Annotated in this window: 24 protein-coding genes; 7 read left to right on the forward strand and 17 right to left on the reverse strand. The window is 63.0% G+C overall.

The window, feature by feature from the left end:
- The first annotated feature begins 64 nt into the window (after positions 1-64).
- Complete coding sequence (locus tag VWZ85_RS08985; protein ID WP_416587929.1) at positions 65-934, forward strand: EamA family transporter; 870 nt, start codon at positions 65-67, stop codon at positions 932-934.
- Positions 935-954: 20 nt separating this feature from the next.
- Here the strand turns inward: VWZ85_RS08985 and VWZ85_RS08990 are convergent, their stop codons facing one another.
- Both VWZ85_RS08990 and VWZ85_RS08995 read right to left on the reverse strand, forming a co-directional pair.
- Positions 955-1,458 carry a hypothetical protein gene (locus VWZ85_RS08990; RefSeq protein WP_416545282.1) on the reverse strand — a complete coding sequence of 168 codons (504 nt, stop codon included), beginning with the start codon at positions 1,456-1,458 and terminating at the stop codon, positions 955-957.
- 38 nt (positions 1,459-1,496) lie between these two features.
- Positions 1,497-1,979 carry an RNA pyrophosphohydrolase gene (locus VWZ85_RS08995; protein ID WP_340546806.1) on the reverse strand — a complete coding sequence of 161 codons (483 nt, stop codon included), beginning with the start codon at positions 1,977-1,979 and terminating at the stop codon, positions 1,497-1,499.
- A 158-nt stretch (positions 1,980-2,137) separates the two neighbouring features.
- Between VWZ85_RS08995 and VWZ85_RS09000 the strand changes: the two genes are divergently transcribed.
- Both VWZ85_RS09000 and VWZ85_RS09005 read left to right on the forward strand, forming a co-directional pair.
- Positions 2,138-4,165 (forward strand): FAD-dependent oxidoreductase, encoded by a 2,028-nt coding sequence (locus tag VWZ85_RS09000; protein WP_416537406.1) that lies wholly within the window; start codon positions 2,138-2,140, stop codon positions 4,163-4,165.
- 160 nt (positions 4,166-4,325) lie between these two features.
- On the forward strand, positions 4,326-4,877 hold the full coding sequence (locus VWZ85_RS09005) for a type 1 glutamine amidotransferase domain-containing protein (protein ID WP_416535264.1): 552 nt from the start codon (positions 4,326-4,328) through the stop codon (positions 4,875-4,877).
- A 70-nt stretch (positions 4,878-4,947) separates the two neighbouring features.
- On the opposite strand, the gene VWZ85_RS09010 is transcribed toward VWZ85_RS09005, so the two are convergent.
- The 4 genes from VWZ85_RS09010 to VWZ85_RS09025 form a co-directional block, all read right to left on the reverse strand.
- A complete protein-coding gene (locus VWZ85_RS09010) occupies positions 4,948-5,346 on the reverse strand; it encodes a hypothetical protein (RefSeq protein WP_416543268.1) in 399 nt (132 codons plus the stop codon).
- The gene (locus VWZ85_RS09015) at positions 5,343-5,699 is read right to left on the reverse strand and encodes an antibiotic biosynthesis monooxygenase family protein (RefSeq protein ID WP_416535266.1); all 357 of its coding nucleotides are present in this window, start codon (positions 5,697-5,699) and stop codon (positions 5,343-5,345) included. The genes VWZ85_RS09010 and VWZ85_RS09015 overlap by 4 nt, the downstream gene beginning before the upstream one ends.
- On the reverse strand, positions 5,696-6,019 hold the full coding sequence (locus VWZ85_RS09020; protein ID WP_416587932.1) for an NIPSNAP family protein: 324 nt from the start codon (positions 6,017-6,019) through the stop codon (positions 5,696-5,698). Before VWZ85_RS09020 ends, VWZ85_RS09015 begins: the two co-directional genes overlap by 4 nt.
- 98 nt (positions 6,020-6,117) lie before the next feature.
- Positions 6,118-6,561, reverse strand: coding sequence for a DUF4399 domain-containing protein (locus VWZ85_RS09025; RefSeq protein WP_416588067.1), 444 nt, complete (start codon positions 6,559-6,561; stop codon positions 6,118-6,120).
- 222 nt (positions 6,562-6,783) lie between these two features.
- Between VWZ85_RS09025 and VWZ85_RS09030 the strand changes: the two genes are divergently transcribed.
- Positions 6,784-7,689 carry a LysR family transcriptional regulator gene (locus VWZ85_RS09030; protein ID WP_340546801.1) on the forward strand — a complete coding sequence of 302 codons (906 nt, stop codon included), beginning with the start codon at positions 6,784-6,786 and terminating at the stop codon, positions 7,687-7,689.
- Between the two features lie 134 nt (positions 7,690-7,823).
- Here the strand turns inward: VWZ85_RS09030 and VWZ85_RS09035 are convergent, their stop codons facing one another.
- From VWZ85_RS09035 to VWZ85_RS09050, 4 genes are read right to left on the reverse strand one after another with little or no spacing between them, the layout of a single operon-like run.
- Positions 7,824-8,804, reverse strand: coding sequence for an OmpA family protein (locus VWZ85_RS09035; protein ID WP_416587935.1), 981 nt, complete (start codon positions 8,802-8,804; stop codon positions 7,824-7,826).
- Positions 8,801-9,376 carry a peroxidase-related enzyme gene (locus tag VWZ85_RS09040; protein WP_340546799.1) on the reverse strand — a complete coding sequence of 192 codons (576 nt, stop codon included), beginning with the start codon at positions 9,374-9,376 and terminating at the stop codon, positions 8,801-8,803. The genes VWZ85_RS09035 and VWZ85_RS09040 overlap by 4 nt, the downstream gene beginning before the upstream one ends.
- 3 nt (positions 9,377-9,379) lie before the next feature.
- Positions 9,380-10,123: a GNAT family N-acetyltransferase gene (locus VWZ85_RS09045; RefSeq protein WP_416587937.1), complete on the reverse strand. Its 744-nt coding sequence runs from the start codon at positions 10,121-10,123 to the stop codon at positions 9,380-9,382.
- Entirely contained in the window at positions 10,120-10,857 is a 738-nt protein-coding gene (locus VWZ85_RS09050) for a competence/damage-inducible protein A (protein ID WP_340546797.1), read from the reverse strand. The genes VWZ85_RS09045 and VWZ85_RS09050 overlap by 4 nt, the downstream gene beginning before the upstream one ends.
- Positions 10,858-10,907: 50 nt before the next feature.
- On the opposite strand from VWZ85_RS09050, the gene sfsA reads away from it, so the two are divergent.
- Positions 10,908-11,615, forward strand: coding sequence for a DNA/RNA nuclease SfsA (gene sfsA / locus VWZ85_RS09055; protein ID WP_416587939.1), 708 nt, complete (start codon positions 10,908-10,910; stop codon positions 11,613-11,615).
- A gap of 17 nt (positions 11,616-11,632) precedes the next feature.
- Here the strand turns inward: sfsA and VWZ85_RS09060 are convergent, their stop codons facing one another.
- The gene (locus VWZ85_RS09060) at positions 11,633-12,559 is read right to left on the reverse strand and encodes a mechanosensitive ion channel family protein (protein WP_340546795.1); all 927 of its coding nucleotides are present in this window, start codon (positions 12,557-12,559) and stop codon (positions 11,633-11,635) included.
- A 157-nt stretch (positions 12,560-12,716) separates the two neighbouring features.
- On the opposite strand from VWZ85_RS09060, the gene map reads away from it, so the two are divergent.
- Positions 12,717-13,526 carry a type I methionyl aminopeptidase gene (map, locus tag VWZ85_RS09065; RefSeq protein WP_416587942.1) on the forward strand — a complete coding sequence of 270 codons (810 nt, stop codon included), beginning with the start codon at positions 12,717-12,719 and terminating at the stop codon, positions 13,524-13,526.
- 83 nt (positions 13,527-13,609) lie between these two features.
- Here the strand turns inward: map and VWZ85_RS09070 are convergent, their stop codons facing one another.
- From VWZ85_RS09070 to VWZ85_RS09085, 4 genes are all read right to left on the reverse strand, one after another.
- A complete protein-coding gene (locus VWZ85_RS09070) occupies positions 13,610-13,936 on the reverse strand; it encodes a hypothetical protein (RefSeq protein WP_040181163.1) in 327 nt (108 codons plus the stop codon).
- A gap of 185 nt (positions 13,937-14,121) precedes the next feature.
- Complete coding sequence (locus VWZ85_RS09075; protein WP_416545262.1) at positions 14,122-14,790, reverse strand: HAD family hydrolase; 669 nt, start codon at positions 14,788-14,790, stop codon at positions 14,122-14,124.
- A 24-nt stretch (positions 14,791-14,814) separates the two neighbouring features.
- A complete protein-coding gene (rsmD, locus tag VWZ85_RS09080) occupies positions 14,815-15,369 on the reverse strand; it encodes a 16S rRNA (guanine(966)-N(2))-methyltransferase RsmD (RefSeq protein ID WP_340546792.1) in 555 nt (184 codons plus the stop codon).
- Positions 15,366-16,577 carry an NAD(P)/FAD-dependent oxidoreductase gene (locus VWZ85_RS09085; RefSeq protein WP_416587945.1) on the reverse strand — a complete coding sequence of 404 codons (1,212 nt, stop codon included), beginning with the start codon at positions 16,575-16,577 and terminating at the stop codon, positions 15,366-15,368. Before VWZ85_RS09085 ends, rsmD begins: the two co-directional genes overlap by 4 nt.
- Positions 16,578-16,700: 123 nt before the next feature.
- Between VWZ85_RS09085 and VWZ85_RS09090 the strand changes: the two genes are divergently transcribed.
- Positions 16,701-17,189 carry a peroxiredoxin gene (locus tag VWZ85_RS09090; RefSeq protein ID WP_340546790.1) on the forward strand — a complete coding sequence of 163 codons (489 nt, stop codon included), beginning with the start codon at positions 16,701-16,703 and terminating at the stop codon, positions 17,187-17,189.
- Between the two features lie 100 nt (positions 17,190-17,289).
- Here VWZ85_RS09090 and VWZ85_RS09095 read toward each other — a convergent pair whose 3' ends face one another.
- Positions 17,290-17,583 carry a 4a-hydroxytetrahydrobiopterin dehydratase gene (locus VWZ85_RS09095; protein ID WP_340546789.1) on the reverse strand — a complete coding sequence of 98 codons (294 nt, stop codon included), beginning with the start codon at positions 17,581-17,583 and terminating at the stop codon, positions 17,290-17,292.
- Positions 17,580-18,767 carry a GNAT family N-acetyltransferase gene (locus VWZ85_RS09100; protein ID WP_416587948.1) on the reverse strand — a complete coding sequence of 396 codons (1,188 nt, stop codon included), beginning with the start codon at positions 18,765-18,767 and terminating at the stop codon, positions 17,580-17,582. The genes VWZ85_RS09095 and VWZ85_RS09100 overlap by 4 nt, the downstream gene beginning before the upstream one ends.
- Between the last annotated feature and the right edge of the window lie 17 nt (positions 18,768-18,784).

An 18,784-nucleotide genomic window follows, 5' to 3' on the forward strand; every position in this document is an offset into this window, starting at 1 on the left:
CTGATATCTTGACGTCAAGAAAAACCGATATATCTTGATGTCGAGAAATAAAGGAATCTCTGCCATGCAAAGCCGCGATCTGATCCTTACCGCGCTGGCCCCCGTGATCTGGGGCAGCAGCTATATTGTCACCACCACCCTGCTGCCGGGGCAGTCGCCGCTACTGGTGGCACTGCTGCGCGCGCTGCCTGCGGGGCTGTTGCTGATGCTGATGGTGCGGCAACTGCCGCCGCTGAGCTGGGTGCCGCGGTTGTTGGTGCTGGGGGCGCTGAACTTCTCGATCTTCTGGAGCCTGCTGTTTGTGGCCGCCTATCGCCTGCCCGGCGGGGTTGCTGCGACCCTTGGCGCGGTGCAGCCGCTGGTGGTGGTGTTCCTGTCGGCGCTGATGCTGAAGACGCCGGTGCGCACGGCGGCAGTGCTGGCGGCGGCCCTGAGCATTCTGGGCGTGGCGCTGCTGGTGCTGACGCCGAGTGCGCAGCTGGACGGGATCGGTGTTCTGGCAGGGCTCGCCGGGGCCATTGCGATGGCGGCCGGCGTGGTGCTGAGCCGCAAGTGGCAGCCGCCTGTGTCGCTGCTGACCTTCACCGCCTGGCAGTTGACGGCGGGCGGGCTGCTGCTGATCCCGGCCACCCTGTGGTCGCTGCCATCGCTGCCGCAGCTGAGTGCCGAGAACCTGCTCGGCTTGGCCTATATGAGCCTGATCGGCGGCGCTGCGACCTATGTGTTGTGGTTTCGCGGCATCGCCCGGCTGGAACCATCGGTGGTGTCGCTTCTCGGGGTGCTCAGCCCGCTATCAGCGGTGGTGCTCGGCTGGGTGTTCCTTGGCGAGGTGCTGACGGCGAAACAGGCGATTGGCGCGGGCCTTGCGCTGTTCAGCCTGTGGCTGGGGCAAAGCGGTTTGCGCTGGCGGAGGCGGCGGGTGGCTAGCATCTAGTCTCCCAAACCGGGTCCGGGTTAGCGTTCAGACCAAGGGGTGCAGGATGTGCCCGCGTGGCAGGCCAGCACCTCCTCTCGGGCGGCACCATCGGTGCCCCCGAAGCCAAAGCCGCCACAGGGATCCATACGCAGCACGTAATCGCCTGCGCGCTGCTCCAGAAAGGCCAGATAGTCCACGCCATCCGCAGCGCCAGCACACCACGGCCCAAAGCAGAGGAGTTCCAGCGTGATGTCCAGATCGACGTCTTTTGAAAAGCCGTCCGGGGTCATCACCTTACCGTTGATCCGCGCGGGGATCAGGCTGCGCGGCGGCGCATCATTGGGATTGTCCTGCGGCGGTTTCGGCAGGGCGGTTTCATCAAAGCTGAGCTTACCCTCGACCACGACGTAGTTTTTGTCGGATTTCACCGCCTCCAGATAGGCGTCCGACGGTCCCCAAGGCAGGCAGCTGAGGGCGGATGCGGGACCGGCCAGCGCAGACAGGAGGGCAACGGGCAGAAAAAGCGTGCGAAGCGGCGACATCAGGACATCCTTTGTCAGACGGGGGGCAGTCCGAACCATCATAGATGGTCCTGAAACTCCTGAATAACCCGTTCGTAGACCTCGCGTTTGAATGGCACGATCTTGCCGACCAGCTGATCGACCGGCTGCCAGCACCAGGCGGAGAATTCCGGGTGGTCGGTGGCGATATTGATCTGATCGTCGCGCCCGAGAAAGCGCATCAGATACCATTTCTGTTCCTGCCCGCGATATTTGCCGCCCCAGAAATGCGGCACCACCTCGGCGGGCAGATCATAGGGCAGCCAGCCGTTGCTTTCGGCGATGATCTCGACCAGATCGGCGGTGACGCCGGTTTCTTCCTCCAGTTCGCGCAGCGCCGCCAGCCTGGGATCTTCGTCTGCGTCGATACCACCCTGGGGCATCTGCCAGGCGTCCTTGTGCCGGTCCATGCGCTGGCCGACCCAGACCTCACCCGCTGCATTGACCAGCATCACGCCGACATTGGGCCGGTACGGCAGGGTTGCGATATCTTCGGGGGTCATCCAGTCTCTCCTTGGTTGGATGCACCCCTTGTGCACCTGTGCCCCAGCGTCGTGCAAGAGGTTGACGCCGCGTCCAAAGTGACAATCCCTTTCAGGCCGGGCCATTTTCGCGCAAACGAAGACCAAAGACTTATCAGAGAACTACCAGGGAGAGTGTCATGACTGCGTACCCGAAAATGTTGGCGCCGCTGGATCTCGGCTTTACCACGTTGAAAAACCGCGTGCTGATGGGATCCATGCACACCGGGCTTGAGGAAACCAAGGACTGGAACCGGGTGGCCGAGTTCTATGCCGACCGGGCGCGCGGTGGCGTGGCGCTGATGGTCACCGGTGGCATTGGTCCGAACCTTGAAGGATCGGTTCTGCCAGGGGCGGCGATGATGGCGAGCGAGCAGGATGTGGCCAACCACAGCATCGTCACAAACCGCGTGCATGAGGCCGGGGGCAAGATCGCGATGCAGATCCTGCATGCCGGGCGTTATGCCTATGGTCCGAAATGCGTGGCGCCAAGCCCGATAAAATCGCCGATCTCGCCCTTCCCGCCGCAGGAGCTGGATGAAGAGGGTATCGAGAAGCAGATTTCCGACATCGTGAATGCCGCAGTGCTGGCACAGCAGGCGGGCTACGATGGCGTTGAGATCATGGGGTCGGAGGGCTATTTCCTGAACCAGTTCCTCGTCACCCATACCAACAAGCGCGAGGACCGCTGGGGCGGGTCCTATGAGAACCGGATGCGCCTGCCGATCGAGGTGGTGCGCCGCACCCGTGAGGCGGTGGGGACGAATTTCATCATCATCTACCGCCTGTCGATGATCGATCTTGTGCCCAATGGCTCCACCTATGACGAGGTGGTCGAACTGGCGCAGGAGATCGAGAAGGCCGGTGCCACCATCCTGAACACCGGTATTGGCTGGCATGAAGCGCGTATTCCGACGATTGCCACATCTGTTCCCCGCGCGGCCTTTGCCTGGGTCACCAAAAAGCTGATGGGCAAGGTTGGCATTCCGGTGATCACATCGAACCGGATCAACACGCCGGAGGTTGCCGAGCAGGTGCTGTCCGAGGGCTGCGCCGATATGGTGTCGATGGCGCGGCCAATGCTGGCGGATGCGGATTTTGTCGCCAAGGCGGCGGAGGGCAAGGCCGATCAGATCGCACCCTGCATCGCCTGCAATCAGGCCTGTCTGGACCATACGTTCAGCGGCAAGCTGACCTCCTGCCTGGTGAATCCGCGCGCCTGCCACGAGACCGAACTGGTGCTGACGCCTGCGGAGAGCGTGAAGACCGTCGCCATTGTCGGCGCGGGTCCTGCGGGTCTGTCCACCGCGCTGGCGGCAGCGGAGCGTGGCCACAAGGTGACGCTGTTTGATCGCGCAAGCGAGATCGGCGGCCAGCTGAACATGGCCAAGCAGGTGCCGGGCAAGGAAGAATTCTGGGGGCTGGTCGATTGGTATCGCACCATGCTGGCCCAGAGCGATGTGACGCTGGAGCTGAACCGCGAGGTGTCGGCGGGCGATCTCAAGGGCTTTGACGAGGTGGTGATTGCCACCGGTGTGGTGCCGCGCGATCCGCAGATCCCCGGTCAGGACCGTGACAATGTGGTCGATTACATCGACGTGCTGCGCCACAAGGCCAAGGTGGGCAAGCGGGTGGCGGTGATCGGCGCAGGCGGCATCGGCTTTGATGTGTCGGAATTCCTGCTGCACGAAGGTGAAAGCGCCACCGAGAACCTGCCCCTGTGGATGAAGGAATGGGGCGTTGCGGACCCGGCCGAGCATCGCGCCGGTCTGGCCCCCGAAGGCCCGCAGCCCGAGGCCCCGGCCCGCGAGGTGACGCTGTTGCAGCGCAAGGCGGAGCGCCACGGCAAGCGGCTGGGCAAGACCACCGGCTGGATCCACCGCGCCACGCTGAAGATGAAGGATGTGAATTTCGTCGGCGGCGTGAACTATGAGAAGATCGACGACGACGGGCTGCATGTCAGCTTTGGCGAGGCGCGCGAGAATCCAACCGTGATCGCGGCGGATACCGTCGTGCTGTGCTCTGGCCAGCTGTCGGAGCGGTCGCTGGCGGATGCGCTGGAGGCACAGGGCACATCCTGCCACGTGATCGGCGGCGCCGATCTGGCGGCCGAACTGGACGCCAAACGAGCCATTAATCAGGGCACACGGCTGGCGGCCAGCCTCTGATCCGGCACCGTCTCGCCGCTGTGTAAATCTTGCGACCCTCGCCGCCTGTGGTGGCGGGGGTCGTTTGCGGTTGTGGAACCTCCGGCGCCCAGTGGCGTTTTGTCCGTGAACGGCGTCGCCCCGGTGGCGCGATTACCGCCACGACAGACAGGAGAGTTTCATGCCCCGTATCACCGACGCCAAGATCCTGATGATTGCCACCCATGGGTTCGAGCAGTCCGAACTGGAATTCCCGCGCGATCAGCTGCGGGTCAAGGGCGCTGAGGTCTCTGTCGCCAGCCTCGATGGCAAGGCGATCAAGGGCTGGGAAGGCGATGACTGGGGCCGTGAGGCCAAGGCGGATCTGGCGCTGGAGGCGGTCCGTGTCGAGGAGTACGACGCCCTGGTCCTGCCCGGCGGTCAGATCAACCCGGATCTGCTGCGCATCAATGACGATGTGATCGAGCTGATCAACGGTTTCTACGATCAGGGCAAGGTTGTCGCCGCAATCTGCCATGCGCCCTGGCTGCTGATCGAGGCCGGTCTGGTCAAGGGCCGCACCATGACCTCGTTTCAGTCGATCAAGACCGACATGATCAACGCGGGGGCCGATTGGCAGGATGCGGAGGTCGTCGCGGACAACGGGATCGTGACCAGCCGCAACCCCGATGATCTGAAGGCATTTGTCGGCAAGATCGTGGAAGAGATCGAAGAAGGCCGCCACCCGCGCTGAAGCTGCGACCGGTTAATGTGTCTATTTCCACAACGGCCCCGGTTCGCAACCGGGGTCTTTGACGTAACGATCAAGGGCGGCGCAAACCGCCACAGGCGAGGCAGTTCTTGTCGTCCGGCAAGGTGATCCGGTCAACAAGCACGGTGATAGCCTGACCGCTGACGGCGGCGCCCATCTGGCGCACGTCGAGTTCGTGGACCCCTGTTGGCACATCCAATGTCAGGCGGATGTCGCCCATGGGCAACCCATCAGAACCGACAGGGTCGCCATCGACATAGAGGTGATATGCGCCCTTTGCGGGTACGCGGATACCAACTGTGATGGGCGACGCGACGATATCGCCATCTCGGGGCGACAGGATCGCCGCGCCGGGTATTCGCGCCTCTTCCGCCCCAACAAGAGAGGTGAAGAGGGCCATACCGATCACGGCAAAGCCCCAGAGGTGTAGCCTGCGTCCCTCGTGTTTCACGTGGCAACAGGGTCGTGGGCCGCGCGGGCATCGGCGGGGGCTTCGTCGCGCCGCTCCATGCCGTAGTCGCGCAGCACGCCTGCCACCCGCAGGCGGTAATCCCTGAACACATGGTCCCTGCCCTCTTTCTGCCCCGCGCGGTGGGCGCTGAGCTGGCGCCAGTTGGCCACGGCGTCCTCGCTCTCCCAGAAGGACAGCGACAGGAGTTTGCCCGGCGTGGTGAGGCTCTGGAACCGTTCGACGGAGATGAAGCCTTCGATCTGTTCCAGAAGCGGCTTCAGACTGGCTGCGATCTCAAGATAGCGGTCCTTGGCGCCATCCTTGATTTCAACCTCGAATATGACTGCGATCATCCTGTGGATCCTTCTTGGTCGGAAACTTTTTTCAGCCAGGTGCGATCCTCGCGCAGGATGAAGCGGCGCTCCTGGGCGAAGGCGTAGTTTTTGCGGCCCAGTGGGTCGGCTGCGAGACGCGCGCGGTAGGCTTCGTATTCAGCAAGGTTTGCCACATCATAGATGCCATAGGCCAGCGTTGATGAGCCTTCATGCGGGGCATAATAGCCGATCAGATCGGCGCCGCAGCGGGGGATCGCCTGCCCCCAGTTGCGGGCGTAGGTGGCGAAATCCTCACGTTTGGTGGGGTCGATATGGTAGCGGATGACACAGGTGAGCATATGGGGCGTCCTTCGTTGAGAAATACGCCCCTGATCTAGCAGCCGGCCCGACGGCGATGCTTCGCCCTGCGCCGAAGTATCGCCGCCCGTTGCCTCGCCTATTCGACCGTGATGGTGATCACCTGCGATACCACCGGGGTGGAATGCGGCACATGGCCGTAATCGCCCATCACCAGTTGCAGCGTATGTTCGCCCGGTGCCAGATCCAGCGTGGTTTCGGTCTGGCCGCCGCCAAAATGGATGTGGTTTTCATCCGATGGCAGACCGTAGGACAGCTCATCCGCGCCATCCTCGCCCTCGCCCAGCGGCGGGCGGTCGATCAGCAGGTGATGGTGACCGGTGTTTTCCTTTTCGGTGCCCGCCGGGGCCACCCCCATGCCGCGCAGGCCAAAGACCACGGTGACCGGGGATGAGACGGTATCGCCATCCCTGGGCATCGCGAAGTAGACCTCCGCCCCCTCCGGCGACGGGGTTTCGCCGCCGGCCAGGGCTGCCGAAACCGGCAGGGCACAGGCGATGAGGGCCGCCAGCGCGGTTCTCATCGTGGATCTGATGATCGCAGTCATAAGTTGTCCTCCCATTGATGTAAGCCCTTCTCAACATAGTGGCTTTGACTGCTATTGCGATCTTCGGGCCGAGCCGCAGGTGTTTCCAGCTGGTAAACTATGGGTGAATAACCCTGCAATTATCCCATCCTCGCCCCGTTCTTGCCCGATTTGCCCGCGACATTTGAGGCAACACGGGTAAACAAGGACGCGAGTGCTATGGACCGACTGACCGAAATGGAGGCCTTTGCCAATGTGGTGGACCAGGGCGGATTCACCGATGCGGCAAAGAAGATGGGGATCTCCAAATCGGCGGTGTCCAAACATGTCTCAAGCCTTGAGGCCCGTCTGGGCGCGCGGCTGCTGAACCGGACCACGCGGCGGGTCTCGCCCACAGAAATTGGGCTGGCCTACTATGACCGCGCCCGCCGTGTCCTGAATGATGCCGGTGAGGCGGATGCGCTGGTCACCTCCATGCAATCGGCGCCATCGGGGCTGCTGCGGATTTCAGTGGCGACGGATTTCGGCGTCAATCACCTGTCGCCGGTGCTGTCGGACTTCCTGCGCGACTATCCCGATATCACCGTCAACATGGTGCTGAACAACCGCTATGTGGAGCTGATCTCCGAAGGGTTTGATATGGCGCTGCGGATCGGCGAGCTGGAAGACAGCTCTCTGCGTGCGCGCAAGCTGACCGAAACCACCAAGCGGATGATCGCCTCCCCCGCCTATCTGGAGAAATTCGGTCGTCCACAGAAGATCGACGATCTCAACATGCACAAGCTGCTGCATTATTCGAACCAGTCCAGCGGCAGCATGTGGAAAATCACCGCGCCGTCGGGCGAAAAACGGCAGGTGCGGACCTCTGGCTGGCTGTCGGTGAATGACGGGCAGTCGCTGCTGAATGCGGCCATTTCCGGCCTCGGGATCGCCTATCTGCCAAGCTATCTCTACTCAGATGCCATGGCCGAGGGGCTGGTCGAGGACGTCATGCCCTCGCTGCCGATGGAAACCCAAGGCATCTATGCGGTCTACCCTCCTGGCCGCTTTACCCAGCCCAAGGTGCGGGCGTTCATCGACTTTCTCGCTGAGGCCTTTGCCGATAAGGATGGCATCACCTGGTGAGCCGCGCGCCCCGTTGGAACTGGAGAGGACCCGGCCATTGTGCCGGGTTTTCCCGTTCCGGGCCTCTGGGCGGTGGCCATGGGAGATCTGCGGGCTTCCTGTGGGCTTCCTGAGGGCGACCTGTCAGCGTCCTGTCAGCGGGCGATCAGAACCACCTCGACCCGGCGGTTGGCCTCGCGCCCCTCGGGGCTGAGGTTGCTGGTCAGCGGCGCCATGAAGCCCGCACCTGCCACCGACACGCGACCAGGCTCCAGATCGCCCTCCTCCAGCAGACGGGTCCGCACCGCATCGGCGCGCCGTTCGGAGAGCGCGATATTCTGGCTAAGACTGCCGACGGTATCGGTATGGCCCACCAAGAGCACGGAATAGTCGGGGTTCTGGCTGAGGAACTCTGCCAGCGCCGCCAGACTGGCATAGGGTTTGGCCCCCAGCGCCACCGCGCCGGTTTCAAATTCGAGATCCGCCAGAACCGCGCGCCCATTGCGGCGCAGGCGCTCGATCAGCTCTGCCGCGCCCACCAGCGGCGGTGCCATGATCGGCGCCTCCTCTGGCTGGCTGGCGATGGCGGCGGTGTCGTCGCGCGGTGCCGCGCTGGCGGTTTCCGCGGGGCGAACTTCGATCATCTGCACAAAGGTTGCATTGCCGGAGCGGGAAACCAGCAGGGTGACGATCCGCCCGTCGGGATGTTCGGCAGAGAGGAAGCTGAAGTTGCTGACATCCACCGTCATATCCGGCGCCGGGATCACCTCGATATCAAAGCGGAAATCAAAGCCGCCGCAGCTCCGCGCCGGACATTGAAACAGCAGGTCATAGCCGGCATCGACCAGCTGCGCGCGCAATGGCGCCAGCACCTGCAAAACCGTGGAATCGCCGGAAATCCGCCAGCTGCGGCGCAGAATCTGACCTTCGACCTGGCGTTCGGGCACGCCGTCGTCGCTGGCCGCACCTAGCGGTACCGCGTAGCTGCCAAGGGCGGTTGGCCGTTCGGCCAGCTGGCGCGCGCCGGGCGGCAGCTCGATACCCTGGGCTGCCACAAGGGACGGCAGGGCCGCACAGAGCAGCCCCGCCACCGCAGGCGTCAGCCGCCGGGCGGCAAGGACAGCGCGACGGATCACCGGTGCTGCGCGTGATAGGCGTCGTTGGGGACCATGCCGGTGGCACTGGCAACCCGATTGGACATGTTAAAGAAGCCGGTGACATTGGCGATATCCCAGATATCGCGGTCGCTGAAGCCGTGGTCGCGCAGGGTCTGGCGGTCGGCCTCTTCGATTTCGGCGCTGGCCTTGGTCGCCTTGGCCGCGAAATCCAGCATGGCGCGCTGGCGCGGCTCCAACGGAGCAACCCGGTAGTTCATCACCAGCATTTCGCCCAGCTTGGGATCGCCCGACAGCTGACGCACCGCCGCGCCATGGGCTGCGAGGCAGTAGAAACAGCTGTTGATGGCGGAGACCACCACCGCGATCATCTCGCGCTCCAGCTTTGACAGGCCGCTGTCCGCCAGCATCAGGTCGTTATACATCGCGGTAAAGGCGTTGAGCTTGTCGATATCGAAGGCATTGGCCCGCAACACGTTGGGCACCATGCCGAGTTTGTCCTGGCAGATGTCGAAATATTTCTGCGTCTCTGGCGGCAGCGGGTCCACCATCGGCAGGTCTAATGCGGTTGGGGCATCAGCGTCGCGGGTCATCGGTTACACTCCCTCTGGGTTGTGGCGATAGTGGTAACGCCCGGCGCGCAGCATGCCAAGTGAGGCATATAGACCGTTTGCCCCGGCGTTGGCTTCGGTGCAGAGAACCGCCAGTTCGCGCGCGCCCTGATCGGCGGCCCATTGCGCAGCGCGGTGCATCAGCCAGACGCCCATGCCCTTGCGCCGCTGGTGCGGCAGGATTTCCAGCGCGTGCACCATGGCGGTGCCGTCGTGGATCGCCACAAAGCCGGTGCCCGCGGGGGAATCATCGCAGCGGCCCAGCAGCGAGGTCTTGGACCCCGCCGTGCGCTGCATGACCGCAAAGCGCTCGGGACCGATGCCACCGGCGGCCCAGATTTCATGCTGGATCGCAAGGGGTTCCCAGACGCAGAAGGCGGTCACGGGCGGGATTTCAACATGGCAGAGCTGTTCGACAGGACAGGTCCAGAGCACCACGGGATCCTTGATCACGTAGCCGCGTGCCGCCAGCTGCGCATCAAGGGCGTCCTGACCGTCGCGGATCATGAACAGATGATCCTGCCCCATCTCCGACATGGCCCGTTCGGCGGCGGTGATTTCTGCCTCGCTTGCGTGGCCTGTGATGACGGTTGCTGCGGAGACCCGGCTGCCGCCGCCATCGCCCCGGCGCAGGGTGACCGGACCCAGCTGGCGGACCTCGGCGGCAGGCCAGGTGTGGTCGGTGACGTCATAGTATTTCGGGTCGGTCAGCGACGGCGTGGCAGTCAAAGATCAAGATCCCGCGCCAGCGCGGTAATCGCCGCATCCACCCTCGCGCCATCGGCACCGCGCACCACCACATTGGCGCCAAAGGCACCATTCTGCTGGAACGGGTAACAGCCGATGGAAAGATCATCATAGGCCTCGGCAATGGCGGTCAGGATAGGGGCAATGTCGCCCTCGCCCCGCTGCACTCGCAGGGTCTGCGACAAGAGCGGCGCACCGCCGGTGAGCGTCGGCAGGACCGAGGCGACCATGGCCTGAAACACGCTGGGCACCCCGGCCATCACATGCACGTTGCGCAGGGTGAAACCGGGCGCGGTGGAGACCGGGTTTTCAATCAGCGTCGCACCATCGGGGATCCGGGCCATGCGCAGGCGGGCCGCGTTCAGCTCCTGCCCGGATTTGTCGTAATGGGCCTGCAACAGCGCGCGCGCATCCTCGCGCACGTCCAGATGCACATCAAAGGCCTTGCTGATGCAATCGGCGGTGATGTCGTCATGGGTGGGGCCGATACCGCCGCTGGTAAAGACATGGTCAAAACCATCCGAGAGCGCCCTGACGGCGGCGATGATCGCGGCCTCATTGTCGCTGACGACGCGCACTTCCTGCAGGTCGATGCCATGTTTGCTCAGCTCGCCGGCGAGGTAATACATATTGGCATCGCGGGTGCGCCCGGACAGAATCTCGTCACCGATGACAAGCATCGCTGCGGTTGGCATGGCGCCGGTTGGGGTGGCCATCTGCGCTCCTCCTCTTGAACCAATGATAGCGCAGGTATAGGCCCTGTCACATGCGCTTTCAAACCCCTCTGCTGCCCGCCACGCTGATCCGACGCTACAAGAGGTTTCTGGCGGACTGCCAGTTGCCGGATGGGCGCGAAATAACCGCGCATTGTGCCAATCCCGGCTCGATGATGGGGCTGGCGGAACAGGGCAGCACGGTCTGGCTGGAGCCGAATGACGATCCGAAGAAGAAGCTGAAATACGGCTTGCGGCTGGTCGAGGTTGCCGGTGGCACCCTGGTGGGTGTGGATACATCGGTGCCGAACCGCGCGCTGAAATCGGCGCTGGAGGCGCGCCAGATCGCAGCGCTGTCGGCCTATGAAACGGTCCGGGCCGAGGTGAAATATGCCGAGAAGAGCCGCATTGATTTCCTGCTGAGCCAGCCCGGCCTGCCCGATTGCTATGTTGAGGTCAAAAGCGTGACGCTGTCACGCCAGCCCGGTCTGGCGGAGTTCCCCGACAGCGTAACCGCGCGCGGGGCCAAGCATCTGGGCAACCTGGCCGACATGTGCCGGTCCGGTCACCGGGCGGTGCTGCTCTATCTGGTGCAGCGCAGTGATTGTGAGCGGTTTCAGATCGCCGGCGATATTGACCCGACCTATGCCGCCGCCTGGGATGCGGCGGCGGCTGCGGGGGTGGAGCGGCTGGTGATCGCCACCCGCATCACCCCGGAGGGTGTTGCAATTGCGGGCGCGATTGGCGCAGGCGCGGGCTGAGCGCTGCGGGGCGCCTGTCAGGCTGCTTCGCTCTGCGTGTCGGTGGCGCCACTTTTGCTCTGCTCGGCGCTATCCGAGCTGTCCGAGCTGTCGGGGCTGGCCTGCACCAGCGTCCGGGTCGGGAAAGGAATATCTATTCCGGCCGCGTCCAGTGCTTCCTTCACCCGGCGTTTCATATCCGCCTGATACTGGAAATATTCCGCCGCATCGACCCAGACACGGACCAGGAAATCCACCGAGCTGCTGTTGAGATTATTGACCTGGATGAAGGGTTCCGGCTCTGCGTGCGAGCGGCTGTCGGACATGATGGCGTCGCGGATGACCTGCTCGGCGGTGGCAAGATTGGCCCCGTAGCCGACGCCGAAGGTCCATTCCGCGCGGCGGGTGTCATATTCGGAGTAATTGGTGATCGTGTTGCCCCAGACTTCGGAGTTGGGGATGATCACCTTGAGGTTCGACAGGTCGGCGATCACCGTGTTGTTCAAGGTGATTTCCTTGACCGTGCCCATTTCGCCGTCCACTTCGATGAAATCACCCAGTTTGAACGGGCGGAACAGGATCAGCATGATGCCAGCTGCCACATTGGACAGCGCGCCCTGCATGGCCAGACCGATGGCCAGACCCGCGGCACCGATGGCCGCGATGATCGAGGTGGTCTGAACCCCGAAGGTGTTGAGAACAAAGAGCACCGCAAAGGCAAGGATCACATAGCGTGCCAGATTGCCGAGGAAGTGGAACAGCGTCACATCAAGGCTGGCATGGCTGTCGCCGATCTGAACGATCCGTCGTTTGACCCAGCCCGCGACGATGAAGCCAGCCATCAGGATCAGCATGGCGGCGAGCACGCTGCCCATGGCCTGAGCCAGAAATTCTAGCGTGATCAGATCGGCCAGCGCTTTTCCGTTGTAGATTTCGGTCTGCATCAGGGCGTTCATGCTGTCCATGGCTGCGGGTTCCTCCGTGGTGCGATTGCAATTCGTCAGGGAGGGGAACGCATCCGGGTGGTAAAAAGTTCCCGGCAGGCGGTGGTGCCGGCTCTGGCCCTTTTGGCGCGGAGCGCGTAGATAGCTATGTCAAAGACACCCGATGGAGCCTCATCTGATGAGATCGAAAGACGGCCGCACCACCAAAGACGGCATTCGCATTTATGAGCCCGGCGATTTTGCCGGAATGCACGCTGCCGGGGCGCTGGCGGCACGGATCCTTGACGATATCGCTACCCATGTCGTCCCCGGTCAGACCACCGGCGAGCTGGACCGGCTGATCACCCAGATGGTGGAGGACGCAGGCGCGACCTCAGCCACCATCGGCTACAAGGGCTATCAGCACGCCAGCTGCATCAGCGTGAACCATGTGGTCTGTCACGGGATTCCCGGCGACAAGAAGCTGAAGGATGGCGATATCCTGAATATCGACGTCACCGTCATCGTCGATGGCTGGTTCGGCGACACCAGCCGGATGTATGTGGCAGGCAAGCTGTCGCGCAAGACCGAGCGGCTGATCCAGGTGACCCATGACTCCCTGATGAAAGGGATCGAGGCGGTGAAACCCGGCAATACCTTTGGCGACATTGGCCATGCGATCCAATCCTATGTGGAAGCGCAGCGCATGAGCGTGGTGCGGGATTTCTGCGGCCATGGTCTGGGTCAGGTGTTCCACGCGCCGCCCAACGTGCTGCACTATGGCCGCCCGGGCACCGGCCCGGTGCTGGAGGAAGGCATGTTCTTCACCATTGAACCGATGGTGAACCTTGGCCGCCCGGAAACCAAGATCCTGGCGGATGAATGGACCGCTGTTACCCGCGATAAATCGCTGTCCGCGCAGTTCGAGCATTCGGTTGGCGTTACCGCTGATGGGGCCGAGATCTTTACCCTGTCGCCCGGCGGGAAGTTTCACCCGACCTACGGCTGATACCGTATCATTTAACAAAGAAGGGGCGTGCCTTGTGGCGCGCCCCTTTGTCGTTCTGCGATACGGGTTGCCCCGTACCGGTATCAGAGCTTGCAGCGTTTGCGCTCTGCCAGGGCTACCAGAACCTCGTGACGCTCGTTCGCGGCTTCTAGCGCCTGCTTGGCGTTGGAATGGTTGCCGATAACAGCCGGCCAGAACAATAGCGCGGCGGCGATATTCTCGCCGGACATGCTCTTGCCCTTCTTGGCTTCTTTGCGGATCTCTTCCAGCTGGTTCAGCTGCACCGCGATTTCGGTGCAGGTCAGCTTGGCATCCCCCACCTGCGTTTTGGTGACAACATCAGGCGACACGCAGGCCGACAGGGCCAAGGCGCTGGCGAGCGCCAGGCCAATACGGAGATTGAATTTCATATTGTGTCCTACGTCAATTTTGAGCATCTGAAATGAAGTGCTGAACGAAACGATTGATCGTCCGTTTCACAGGCCGAATATTGCCTGCATCGAACGGTGTAAATCCTGCGGTTGGATCGTGGGGTTTTCGCTGAACAAAGCGTATAGATTGCTGTGAAAATGTCGCACTCTACCTGAGGGTGCCTTTAGGGAATATGTCCAATCAGGCGCGGAACCTCTGACATAGCGGTGATATGTTCGGCATTATGCCGCTTCAGGCGCGTGCCCTTGCCATGGGGGTCAAAGCCAAGGCAGCGCATCCCGGCGCGGGCGGCGGCGAGGGCGCCGTTTTCGCTGTCTTCGATCACCAGACAGTCGCGCGCCTGCACGTCGAAATGACAGGCCGCCGCAAGAAACAGATCGGGATCGGGTTTGCCGGTCTTCAGCGTCTGGGCCGAGAACATGGCATGGGGATGGAACAGGTCCCAGAGGCCGTTCTGACCAAGGGTGATCCGCATCTTTTCCTCGCTGCCGTTGGAGGCGACGCAGAAGGCGATGCCGCGGGCTTGTAACAGCGCCAGCAAATCCGGGATACCCGGCACCAGATCCACACCCTGCCGCAGCCTTGCGTAGGTTTCATCATAGACCTGCGCCACCCAGTTCTCGGGCAGATCCGCACCGCGCGCGATGGCCTTGGTTCGGACATCCGCCATGGTGCCACCAACAAAGAGGTCCATGCACTCCGCCAGCGACAGTTGCAGACCATACCGTCCAAGATTGTCGACCAGCACCTGATTGCTAAGTGTTTCACTATCGACCAGCACACCGTCGCAATCAAAAATCACCAGTTTCGGCGTGGGATATGTAATCGGCATGGTGCTGTCCTTTTGGGCTGATGCTCAGCTCTCGCGCCACAGAAGGGTGACATGGGTGTCCCCGTATTTGCGGCTGTCGTGCAGAGTGAATCCTTCGGGGGGCTGCATGGGGCTGCTTTCTTCCCAGACGACCAGCGCCTCCTCGGCCAGCCAGCCGCCTTTTGTCACCGCCGCCAGCGCCTTTTGCCCCAGCGACTTGCCGTAAGGCGGATCGAGAAAGACCACATCGTAAGGCGCAGCGTCATTGACCGGCAGGCGGGTGGCATCACGGCGGATGAGGCGGGCGCGGTCCTTGATGCGCAGCAGGTCGATGTTCTTGGTGATCAGCCCCTGCGACACCCGGCCATCATCCACAAACACGGCCTCGGCCGCGCCGCGCGACAGCGCCTCAAGCCCCAGGGCACCTGTGCCTGCAAAAAGATCCAGCACCCGCGCGCCGTCGAAATCGACGATATGGCCCAGCACGTTGAACAGGCTTTCGCGCACACGGTCGGTGGTGGGGCGCAGATGCGCGCCCGCGTCGCCCTTGCCTAGGCTGGTGAGCGCGCGGCCACGAAACTCGCCGGCGATGATCCTCATGTGCGCAGCAGCGGCTTCAGATCCGCGTCAGCGTCCGCCACGACGGATTTGTCAGCGGTGCGCCCGGCCTCGATCAGACGTTTGGCAACCATATAGGCGCGCGGATCATTCATTGCGTCCACCGCCACCAGCTGATCGCCGGTATAGTACCAGAACGACATGGTGCCATCGCTGCCGGTGCGGGTGACCACGTTGTCGTAGCCTGTGTTGAGGCCCGCGATCTGCAGTTTGATGTCGTATTGATCGGACCAGAACCAGGGTTTGGCCACATAGGTTTCATTCGCGCCGAGCATATTGCGGGCGGCGACTTCGGCCTGGTCAATGGCGTTGGGCACGCTTTCCAGCCGGATGCGGCTGCCGCGATAGGGGAAGGACGCACAATCGCCCGCCGCCCAGATCGACGGATCCGAGGTGCGGCCCTGTTCATCCACCCGGATGCCATTCTCCAGCGCGAGGCCTGCCGCCTCTGCCAGATCGGTGGCCGGGGTGATGCCGACGCCGACAATGACGAAGTCCACCTCGACCGTGCTGCCATCGCTGAGCACTGCGCGTTTGACGGCGCGGCCCTCGCCTTCCAGCCGCACAAGACCCACGCCTTCGCGCAGATCAACACCGTGGCCTGTGTGAAGCGCGCGGAAATAATCCGAGGTTTCGGGAGCTGCGACCCGTTGCAGGATGCGCTCGGCCATCTCGACCAGCGTCACGGCAACCCCGCGTTTGGCGCAGACGGCTGCGGCCTCCAGCCCGATGTAGCCACCGCCGACGATAAGTGTGCGCGCGCCATCCGTGACCGCCGGGGCCATGGCATCCACATCCGCCAGATCGCGCAGGACGTAGACCCCGCCCAGATCGCCGCCGATGGCCGCAGGCAGGCGGCGGGGGGTGGAGCCGGTGGTGAGCGCCAGCTGATCGTAGTGCAGCACCTCATCCGCCAGCGTCACGGTTTTCGCCGCCGGGTCGATGGCCTGCACCTGCTGGCCAAGTTTCAGGGAGATATTGGCCTCGGCATAAAAACTCTCGGGCCGCAGGAACAGGCGGTCCATCTCCATCTCCCCCAGGAGATAGGCCTTTGACAGAGGCGGGCGCTGATAGGGCACAACGGGTTCGCCGCCAATCAGCGTAATCTCTCCGTCAAAACCCTGCTTGCGCAGCTGCGCCACCAGCGAGGCCCCCGCCTGGCCTGCCCCGATCACGACAAAATGGGTCATTTGCTATTGTGCCTTCTGCTGTCTTTCGGAAATGCCATTGCCAGTTTGCGTGCTGGTCAGGCTGTTGCCGAACCCTATATGTGGGGGAACATAAAACACAATCAGCACGGAGAGGAACACAGCATGATTTCACAAGGGGACAGCCTGCCGGAGGCGACATTGACGCGGATGGGCAAGGACGGGCCGGAGCAGGTCGCGATCAGCGATCTGACAAAGGGGCGCACGGTGGCGATCTTTGCGGTGCCGGGTGCGTTTACGCCGACCTGCCATTCCGCCCATGTGCCCAGTTTCGTGCGCAACGCCGAGGCGCTGGCGGCCAAGGGCGTGGATGAAATCATCTGCATTGCGGGCAACGATCCCTTTGTGATGCAGGCTTGGTCAGAGGCGACCGGTGCCGGTGCAGCGGGGATTACCATGCTGTCGGACGCCGAATGCGGCTTTACCGATGCGATCGGGATGCGGCTGGACGCGCCTGCGGCGGGGCTGGTCGGGCGCTCTCTGCGCTATGCGATGCTGGCCCGCGACGGCAAGGTCGAGATCATGAATGCCGAGGATTCGCCCGGCAAATGTGAGCTGTCGGCAGGCGAGGCCCTGCTGGAGGCGATGGGCTGAGCCCCTGCCCCAGACCAAGATCGGGACACCAGAAGCACCAAGAGAGGCGCGGATACCCGTGCCTCTCTTGTCATTCTACCGCGGATGAAGACGGCGCCTGTCAGACAAGGCTCTCCATCTTGCGCGCCAGCTTGGCGTCCAGCGCGCTGATACCGCCGACATCATGGGTGGTCAGGGTCACTGTAACGGTATTGTAGACATTGCTCCATTCCGGGTGGTGGTCCCATTTTTCGGCCCAGATCGCAGCCCGCGTCATCCAGCCAAAGGCATCGACGAAGCTGGCGAATTTATAGGTCTTGGTGATGGCGTCGCGGCCCTCGACCACCTCCCATCCGGCGCTGAACAGCGGGTCCAGCAGCGGGCCACGGGTGGCTTCAGAAAGTTTCTCGGTCATTGTTGCTCCTCCACATGGGGTTTGCGGAACGGACCGTAGTCCGTCAGGATCTCGATCTCTTCCTCGATGACGCCGCGTTCGGCGTCCAGATAGCGGGCAATTGCATCGGCAAAGCCGGGATCGCCCACCCAATGCAGGCTGTGGGTCTGCCGGGGCAGATAGCCGCGCGCCAGTTTATGTTCACCCTGCGCGCCTGCTTCGACGGCCGTCAGGCCACGCGCAATCGCGTGTTCAATAGCCTGATAGTAGCACAGTTCGAAGTGCAGACAGGGGTGGTGTTCGGTGCACCCCCAGTAGCGACCGTAAAGCGTCTCACGGCCTAGGAAATTCAGTGCACCGGCCACCGGTATCCCGTCGCGTTCGGCAAGAATCAGCAGCATGTCGTCGGCCATGGTGTCATGGGCGATGTCGAAGAACGCCCGGCTGAGATAGGGCGAGCCCCATTTGCGCGCGCCGGTGTCCTGATAGAAGGTCCAGAAGGCATCCCAGTGTTCGCGGCGCAGATCGCTGCCGTGGTAACAGCGGATCTCGCCGCCGAAGCCCTGCGCCTGAGCGCGTTCCTTGCGGATGGTCTTGCGTTTGCGCGACGCTAGCGCGGCGAGGAAATCGTCAAAGCTGCGGTAGCCGTCGTTCAGCCAGTGAAACTGCTGGGTGACCCGCGCCATCAGACCCATTTCCGCGCCAATGGCGGCCTCATCCTCGGTGCAGAAGGTGACATGCAGCGAGGAGACGCGGTTATTGGCGGCAAGCTGCACGGCGCCCTGTACCAGCGCGGACTGGCCCACGCCTTCATACCCGGGCCTGACCAGAAAGCGGCGGCCTGTCGCGGGGGTAAAGGGGGCCGCGATCTGAAGTTTGGGATAGTAATGCCCGCCTGCGCGTTCATAGGCATGGGCCCAGTTGTGGTCGAAGATATATTCGCCCTGGCTGTGGGATTTCACATACATCGGGGCGCAGGCAATCAGCAGGCCGTCGCGCCGCGCGGTCAGATACTGCGGCTGCCAGCCGGTGCCCCGCCCCACCGATCCGCTGTCCTCCAGCGCGGACAGGAACCGGTAGGTGGTAAAGGGGTCGAGCGGTGGGCCGCCATCAGCGGCCTCGGGACAGGCGCAGGCGTCCCATTCCGCAGCCTCCAGCTGCGACAGCGCAGCCAGCACTTCGATTTCGATCTGCGCCTGTTCCATTCAAAGCCTCCGCGACA

The sequence above is a fragment of the Phaeobacter sp. JH20_29 genome, from assembly GCF_048056175.1.
Taxonomy (GTDB): Bacteria; Pseudomonadota; Alphaproteobacteria; order Rhodobacterales; family Rhodobacteraceae; genus Phaeobacter; species Phaeobacter bryozoorum.